Raw genomic sequence first — 7,004 nt, 5'->3', positions numbered from 1 at the left:
GACCGCAGTCGCAGACCGAGAAGCGTACGCCGCCGCCCTATGAGCCGTGCCGGGCGGCCGGACCGCGGAAGCTGCGCTTGGTGTCGGCCGCGGTCGCCGCCGTGTGCGCCTTGAGGGCGCGCTGGAGCCGCTCGATGGTGGGGCGGTAGCGCTTCTTGGCCTCGGGATTGAGGGTGACCAGGGAGAACCCGCTGCTGGCATGCGGCTCCTCGGAGTGGTCCAGCCCCATCTCCTCGGCGATCGCGAGGAATCTGCGGTTGTGGTAGCGGCCGGCGCGCGAGGTGTCACGCACTCCGCGGGCGGCGGCGATGCCGTGGACTGCCTCGTGCAGCAGTCGCTCGAAGGAGAGCTCGGCGCCACAGGCGGACGAGGACTCTCCGATCAGGGACTCGGGCGCGGCAAGGTCAGGCAGCTCGGGGTGGTACCGCTGAATGTCGGCCCACGCCTGCGCCAGCTCTGCGGCGAGAACAGGTGGTGTCGTGCTCACGTCGTGACAACGAGCCGGGGTGCCCCGGTGTTCCGATTCCGGGCCATTCCAAATTTTTTGCACGTACCAGTCAGTTCACTCTGATGCGTCCTGACGAGGACGGGTGCGCATATCCCAGGAGGAGTCGGTACGTAAGGAGGGCTATCGACACCGACGCCCCCGGCACGCGGCCGGAGCCGCGCGCCAGGGGCGCCGGGGGAGATCAGTAGGAGCGCGCGACGATCGCGAGCGTACCGGGGGCGTCGTCGGCCACCGGGACCGACCCGTCCTCGGCCACCAGGCAGCGCACGGAGACGGCCTGCTCGCCCAGCTTGGCCTCGCCCTCGGGGCCGAGGTCGGCCCACGGGATGCGCGCCCAGCCGCCCGCGATGGCGGCCTCGGCGGCCTCCTCGATGGTGGCGACGTCGCTCGTACGGGCCTCGCGGCGCTCGCGGGACTCGCGCAGCAGCTGCGCCTGGTCCTCGTCGAGGACCTTGGGCAGCAGGTCGACGAGGGCGTCGATCTGGACCGGGGTCTTCCCGCCCGGGATCCGGCGGGCCAGCATCGCGGTGCCGGCCTCCAGGTCGCGGGGGCCGATCTCGATGCGCACCGGTACGCCCTTGAGCTCCCAGTCCACGGCGCGGCGGCCGAAGGGGGTGTCGACGCGGTCGTCGACGTGGACGCGGATGCCCGCGGCCTTGAGCCGGTCGCCCAGCTCGCGGACCTTGGCCACGGCCTCGTCGCCCTTGATCGCCATGACGACGACCTGGACGTTGGCCAGGCGCGGCGGCACCCGCAGGCCGTTGTCGTCGCCGTGGGACATGATCAGACCGCCGACCATGCGGGTCGAGACGCCCCACGAGGTCTGCCAGACCAGCTCCTGCTGGCCCTCCTTCGACAGGTACTGGGTGTTGAAGGCCTTGGCGAAGTTGGTGCCGAGCTCGTGGCTCGTGCCCATCTGCAGGGCCTTGCCGTCGCCCATCATGCCCTCGAGGGTGAGGGTGTTGATGGCGCCGGCGAAGCGCTCCTTGGCGGTCTTGCGGCCGAGCACGACGTCGATGCCGAGCACGTTCGTCATGAAGTCGCCGTAGACGTCACGGTGGATGCGGGCCGCGTAGTCGCGGGCGTCCTCGTACGTGGCGTGGGCGGTGTGGCCCTCCTGCCAGAGGAACTCGCTCGTACGGAGGAAGACGCGGGGGCGCATCTCCCAGCGGACCACGTTGGCCCACTGGTTGATCAGCAGCGGCAGGTCCCGGTAGCTCTGGACCCACTTGGAGAAGTAGTCGTTGATGATCGTCTCGGACGTGGGCCGGACGACGACCGGCTCCTCCAGCTCCTTGCCGCCGCCGTGGGTGACGACCGCGAGCTCGGGGGCGAAGCCCTCGACGTGCTCGGCTTCCTTCGTCAGGTAGGACTGCGGGATGAAGAGCGGGAAGTACGCGTTCTGGGCGCCGGCCTCCTTGATGCGGGCGTCCATCTCCTGCTGCATCCGCTCCCACAGGCCGTAGCCGTACGGGCGGATGACCATGGTGCCGCGGACCGGACCGTTGTCGGCCAGCTCGGCCTTGTTGATCAGATCCTGGTACCAGCGGGGGAAATCCTCCGCCTGCGGGGTGAGAACGGGTGCCTTTGCCATGGCGCGAATGGTACGGCGCCGGGCGGGTCGAGCGTGAATCGGGTGGCGCGCTCCTCTGGACGCGGGGGCGAATGGGGAGTTCCCTGGCAACGGGGGCAAGGGGGCGAGACGGAATCAGGAGCGCTCTTTCGATGACACCGACGCCGACGGCCACGCTCGTCGCCCGGGACTGGGCGGAGATCCAGGAACGGATGCTGGTACCGCTGTACGAAGCGGTCTACGACCGGCTGGAGATCGGGCCGGGTGACCGGCTGCTGGGCCTCGACTGCGGGGCCGGGCTGGCCCTGCTGCTGGCCGGCGGGCGGGGTGCCGCCGCCACCGGCGTGGAGGCGGATCCGGCCCGCCGGGCGCTGGCCCGGGAACGGCTGCTGGAGGTGGTGGCGGCTCCCCCGGTGCCCGCCGCGCGCCCCTATGACGTGCTGCTCGCCTTCGCGCCCTCCCCGGACGCCCTGGCCGCGGCCCTCCCGGCGGTCCGGCGGGGCGGCGCGGTGGTGCTGGCCGGCTGGGGTCCGCCGGAGCGCTGCACGGTGCCGGCGGTGCTGGGCGGCGGCCCGGCGGCCCTGGACCTGGACGCGCTCGCGGCGCGGGCGGGGCTGGTGCCCGACGGGTCGGGGCGGGTGTTCTGCCCGTTCGGGTACGCGGACGTGGACAGCGCCGTACGGGGCCTGCTGTCGACGGGGCTGTACCCCGCCGCGGGGGACCCCGCCCAGGCGGAGAAGGAGCTGTCGGAGGCGCTTCACCCGTACGAGCGGACCGACGGCGCCGTCTGGCTGCCGAACATCTTCCGGTACGTCGTCGCCCGGGTGGCCTAACGGGGCGGCTTATTTGGCGAGCCGGGGGATGCCGGCCGCCTGGTAAGCCGCCTGCTCGTCCAGGGTCTCGGCCGCCAGGAGGGCCTCGGCGAGGGCGTCGAGCTTCGGCCGGTGCTCGCGCAGCAGGCGGCGGGCCTCCTCGTAGCACTCGTCGACGATCCGCCGCATCTCGTGGTCCACGGCGTCGAGGGTGGTGGGGGCGGCGGCCAGCCCGTACGGGCCCTGCCCGTCGGAGGGGACGGCGGTGAGCTTGCCGACGCGCTCGCTCATGCCCCAGCGGGCGACCATGCCGCGGGCGATGTTGGTGACCTGTTCGAGGTCGTTCTCGGCGCCGGTGGTGATCACGTCGTAGACGGTCTGCTCGGCCGCCATGCCGCCGAGCGCGCCGATGATGCGGCCCCGGAGGTACTCCTCCGTGTACGCGTACCGGTCCGCGTCGGGCGTGGAGAGGGTGACGCCGAGCGCCCGGCCGCGGGGCACGATGGTGATCTTGCGTACGGGGTCGGCGCCCGGCTGGAGCATGCCCAGCAGGGCGTGGCCGCTCTCGTGGTAGGCGGTGCGGCGGCGCTCCTCCAGCGGCATCACCAGGGGGCGTTCCGCGCCGAGCTGGACCTTCTCCAGGGCGTCGGAGAGGTCCGCCTGGGTGACCTGGCGCTGCTTGCGCTTGACGGCGAGCAGGGCGGCCTCGTTGGCGAGGTTGGCGAGTTCGGCCCCGGTCATGCCGGGGGTGGTCCGGGCGACCTGGGCGAGGTCGACGCCGGCGGCGAGCGGGATGTCGCGGGTGTGGATGCGCAGGATGGCCTCGCGGCCGTCCCGGTCGGGCGGGGAGACCACGACGGTGCGGTCGAAGCGGCCGGGGCGGGTCAGGGCGGGGTCGAGGACGTCCGCCCGGTTGGTGGCGGCGAGGACGACGACGCCCTCGGAGCCGGAGAAGCCGTCCATCTCGGTGAGGATCTGGTTGAGGGTCTGCTCGCGCTCGTCGTGGCCGCCGAGGCCCGCGCCGCCGCCGCGCACCCGGCCGATGGTGTCGATCTCGTCGATGAACACGATCGCGGGGGCCACCTTGCGGGCCTCGGCGAAGAGCTCCCTGACCCGGGAGGCGCCGACGCCGACGATCATCTCGATGAACTCGGAGGCGGACGCGGAGAAGAACGGCACCCCCGCCTCGCCCGCGACGGCCCGCGCGAGCAGGGTCTTGCCGGTGCCGGGAGGACCGGCGAGCAGGACGCCGCCGGGCATCCGGGCGCCCATGTCGCGGTACTGCTGGGGGTTCTTGAGGAAGTCGACGACGTCGTTCAGCTCGCCCTCGACCTCGTCGATGCCGGCGACGTCGTCGAAGGTGGTGCGCGGGGTGCCCGCTTCCAGTTCCACGGGCTTGGGCGGGCCCTTGCGGCCGAGCGCGCCCATCCCGCCCATGGCCGAGCCCATCCGGCGGGCGATGAGCAGCCACAGGCCGACGAGGAGCAGCATCGGGGCGAGGGAGATCAGCAGGTTGGCCAGGAAGCTGCGCTGTTCGACCACCGGGGAGGCGGTGACGGTGACGCCCTTGGCCGTGAGGTTGGACCACAGCTGGTCGTCGGCGAAGGCGGGGCGCTGGGTGACGAACTTGGTGTAGTCGCCCTTGCCGCCGGGGACGGGCTGCTTGTTCTTGAGCTGGCCCTGGATGGCGTCGCCCTTGGAGTAGATCTTGGAGACGTTCCCGTCGGAGACCTGCTTGCTGAACTCCGTGTAGGAGATCGTCGGCTCGTCGCCCTCGTTGAAGAAGGACAGCACGAGGTTGGTCAGCAGGAAGACGATCAGGGCGGCGAGGACCAGTCCGCGCCAGCCACCGCCGGGGAGCTTGCGCTTGGCGGGCGGGGCGGGCGGGGCGCCCTCCGAGCGCCAGGGGGTGTCGGCCCGGTCGCGCGGCGGTACGGGGGTGGGGCTGGGCACGTGGGCGCCTCCTTATGCCGTCATGCCGTGTTGCCGTCATGCCGTCCTCCCGGCCGACCATAAGCGACAAATCAACCCACTGCCCCCGCAGATGCGGCAGGGCCCCGGGCGCGTGACGCACCCGGGGCCCTGCCGCGGCGGCCTGCCGCCCTGCTACTTCATGAACTTCTTGAACTCGTCCGGCAGGTCGAAGTCCTGACCCGGCTGGCCGCCTCCGGCGGGGAGCCCGAACGGGTTGCCGCCCGCGACCGGAGCGTCGGACTGCGCGCCCTGCTCGCGGCGGGCCGCTGCCGCGGCCTCCTCTTCCTTGCGCTTCATCGGGTTGCCGCTCTTGCGCTTGCCCTTGGCCTGCTTGACCTGCTTCTTCTGCCGGCCGGGGCCGCCGCCCATGCCCGGGATGCCGGGCATGCCCGGCATGCCGCCGCCCTGGGCCATGCGCGACATCATCTTGCGGGCCTCGAAGAAGCGCTCGACCAGCGACTTCACGGCGCTGACCTCGGTGCCGGAACCCTTGGCGATACGGGCGCGGCGCGAGCCGTTGATGATGTGCGGGTCCTGGCGCTCGGCCGGGGTCATCGACTTGATGATCGCGGCGGTGCGGTCCACGTCGCGCTCGTCGATGTTGTTGATCTGGTCCTTGATCTGCCCCATGCCCGGCAGCATGCCGAGGAGCTTGGAGATGGAGCCCATCTTGCGGACCTGCTCCATCTGGGCCAGGAAGTCGTCGAGCGTGAACTCCTTGGGGCCCTTGGCGAGCTTGGCCGCCATCTTCTCGGCCTCGGCCTGCGAGAAGGTCTTCTCGGCCTGCTCGATGAGGGTGAGCATGTCACCCATGTCGAGGATCCGGCCCGCCATGCGGTCGGGGTGGAAGGCGTCGAAGTCGTCGAGCTTCTCGCCGTTCGAGGCGAACATGATCTGCTTGCCGGTGACGTGCGCGATGGAGAGCGCGGCACCGCCGCGGGCGTCGCCGTCGAGCTTGGACAGCACCACGCCGTCGAAGCCGACGCCGTCGCGGAAGGCCTCGGCGGTGTTGACCGCGTCCTGGCCGATCATGGCGTCGACGACGAAGAGGATCTCGTCGGGGCTGACGGCGTCGCGGATGTCCGCGGCCTGCTGCATCAGCTCCTGGTCGATGCCGAGGCGGCCGGCGGTGTCGACGATGACGATGTCGTGCTGCTTGGCACGGGCGTACTCGACGGAGTCCTTGGCCACCTGGACCGGGTCGCCGACGCCGTTGCCGGGCTGGGGCGCGTAGACCGCGACGCCGGCGCGCTCGGCGACGACGCTGAGCTGGTTGACGGCGTTGGGGCGCTGGAGGTCGCAGGCGACCAGGAGCGGGGTGTGGCCCTGCCCCTTCAGCCAGAAGCCGAGCTTTCCGGCGAGGGTGGTCTTACCGGCGCCCTGGAGACCGGCCAGCATGATCACGGTGGGCGCGGTCTTGGCGAAGCGCAGCCGGCGGGTCTCGCCGCCGAGGATGGCGACGAGCTCGTCGTTGACGATCTTCAGGACCTGCTGGCCGGGGTTCAGCGCCTTGCTGACCTCCGCGCCGCGGGCCCGCTCCTTGACGTTCGAGATGAAGGAGCGGACGACGGGGAGGGCGACGTCGGCCTCGAGGAGGGCGATACGGATTTCCCGCGCCGCAGCGTCGATGTCCTGCTCGGAGAGGCGGCCTTTGCCCCGGAGGGACTTGAAGGTCGCGCTGAGGCGGTCGGAAAGCGTATCGAACACGGTGGTCGCGATTCCTCGGGTCGGGGGCGTGATGGTCGCCCCCCAGGGTATCCGCCCGTTCCTCCTTCCGGGGGCGGGGTCGCCGGGCCCGCCTCTCCGCCGGGTGCTGCGGCTGTCCCGCTGCGCGGGGTTGGGTCTCCTACCCGCCCTTCGATGAACTGCGAGCCCAGCAGCCCGATCAGCAGGAGCGAGACCAGCGTGCCGAGGACGGCCACCGAGGTCCGCGCGGTCAGCCCGTGGCACATGTAGAGGGCGATCAGCATGATCGCGCTGGCGCCGATGACCGCGACGAGCAGCGGGTTCGATCCCTGCAGGATCGCCGGGAGGATGAAGAGCGTCAGGACGCCGAAGCTGACGACGAGTGCGATGAGGGCGAAGAGGCCGCGCATCCGGCCCACCACGACGACCGCGACGGCGAAGATGCCGGCCA

Annotated in this window: 4 protein-coding genes and 2 pseudogenes; 1 reads left to right on the top strand and 5 read right to left on the bottom strand. The window is 71.6% G+C overall.

Annotation, left to right across the window (positions count from 1 at the left end):
* Positions 1–40: 40 nt before the first annotated feature.
* Together SSNG_RS25655 and proS are read right to left on the bottom strand one after the other, a co-directional pair.
* Positions 41–487, bottom strand: a pseudogene (locus SSNG_RS25655) (hypothetical protein); the annotation flags it as partial.
* Between the two features lie 202 nt (positions 488–689).
* Entirely contained in the window at positions 690–2,102 is a 1,413-nt protein-coding gene (gene proS, locus SSNG_RS25650) for a proline--tRNA ligase (protein ID WP_007266823.1), read from the bottom strand.
* Between the two features lie 131 nt (positions 2,103–2,233).
* Here proS and SSNG_RS25645 point away from each other — a divergent pair, with 131 nt between their 5' ends.
* Entirely contained in the window at positions 2,234–2,914 is a 681-nt protein-coding gene (locus tag SSNG_RS25645; protein ID WP_042801887.1) for a hypothetical protein, read from the top strand.
* 9 nt (positions 2,915–2,923) lie between these two features.
* Here the strand turns inward: SSNG_RS25645 and ftsH are convergent, their stop codons facing one another.
* From ftsH to SSNG_RS40235, 3 genes and pseudogenes are all read right to left on the bottom strand, one after another.
* Positions 2,924–4,846, bottom strand: coding sequence for an ATP-dependent zinc metalloprotease FtsH (gene ftsH, locus SSNG_RS25640; RefSeq protein ID WP_007266822.1), 1,923 nt, complete (start codon positions 4,844–4,846; stop codon positions 2,924–2,926).
* 153 nt (positions 4,847–4,999) lie between these two features.
* A complete protein-coding gene (gene ffh, locus SSNG_RS25635; RefSeq protein ID WP_007266821.1) occupies positions 5,000–6,574 on the bottom strand; it encodes a signal recognition particle protein in 1,575 nt (524 codons plus the stop codon).
* A gap of 152 nt (positions 6,575–6,726) precedes the next feature.
* A pseudogene (locus SSNG_RS40235) lies at positions 6,727–7,004 on the bottom strand (YibE/F family protein); the annotation flags it as partial.

It is taken from the genome of Streptomyces sp. C, from assembly GCF_000158895.1.
GTDB classification, from domain to species: domain Bacteria; phylum Actinomycetota; class Actinomycetes; order Streptomycetales; family Streptomycetaceae; genus Streptomyces; species Streptomyces racemochromogenes.
This window is presented reverse-complemented; position numbering and strand designations above follow the sequence as displayed.

Excerpts from the sequence above, each read along its gene's own strand:
- proS (WP_007266823.1), bottom strand. The coding sequence starts at position 2,102 with ATGGCAAAGGCACCCGTTCTCACCCCGCAGGCGGAGGATTTCCCCCGC.
- SSNG_RS25645 (WP_042801887.1), top strand. The coding sequence starts at position 2,234 with ATGACACCGACGCCGACGGCCACGCTCGTCGCCCGGGACTGGGCGGAG.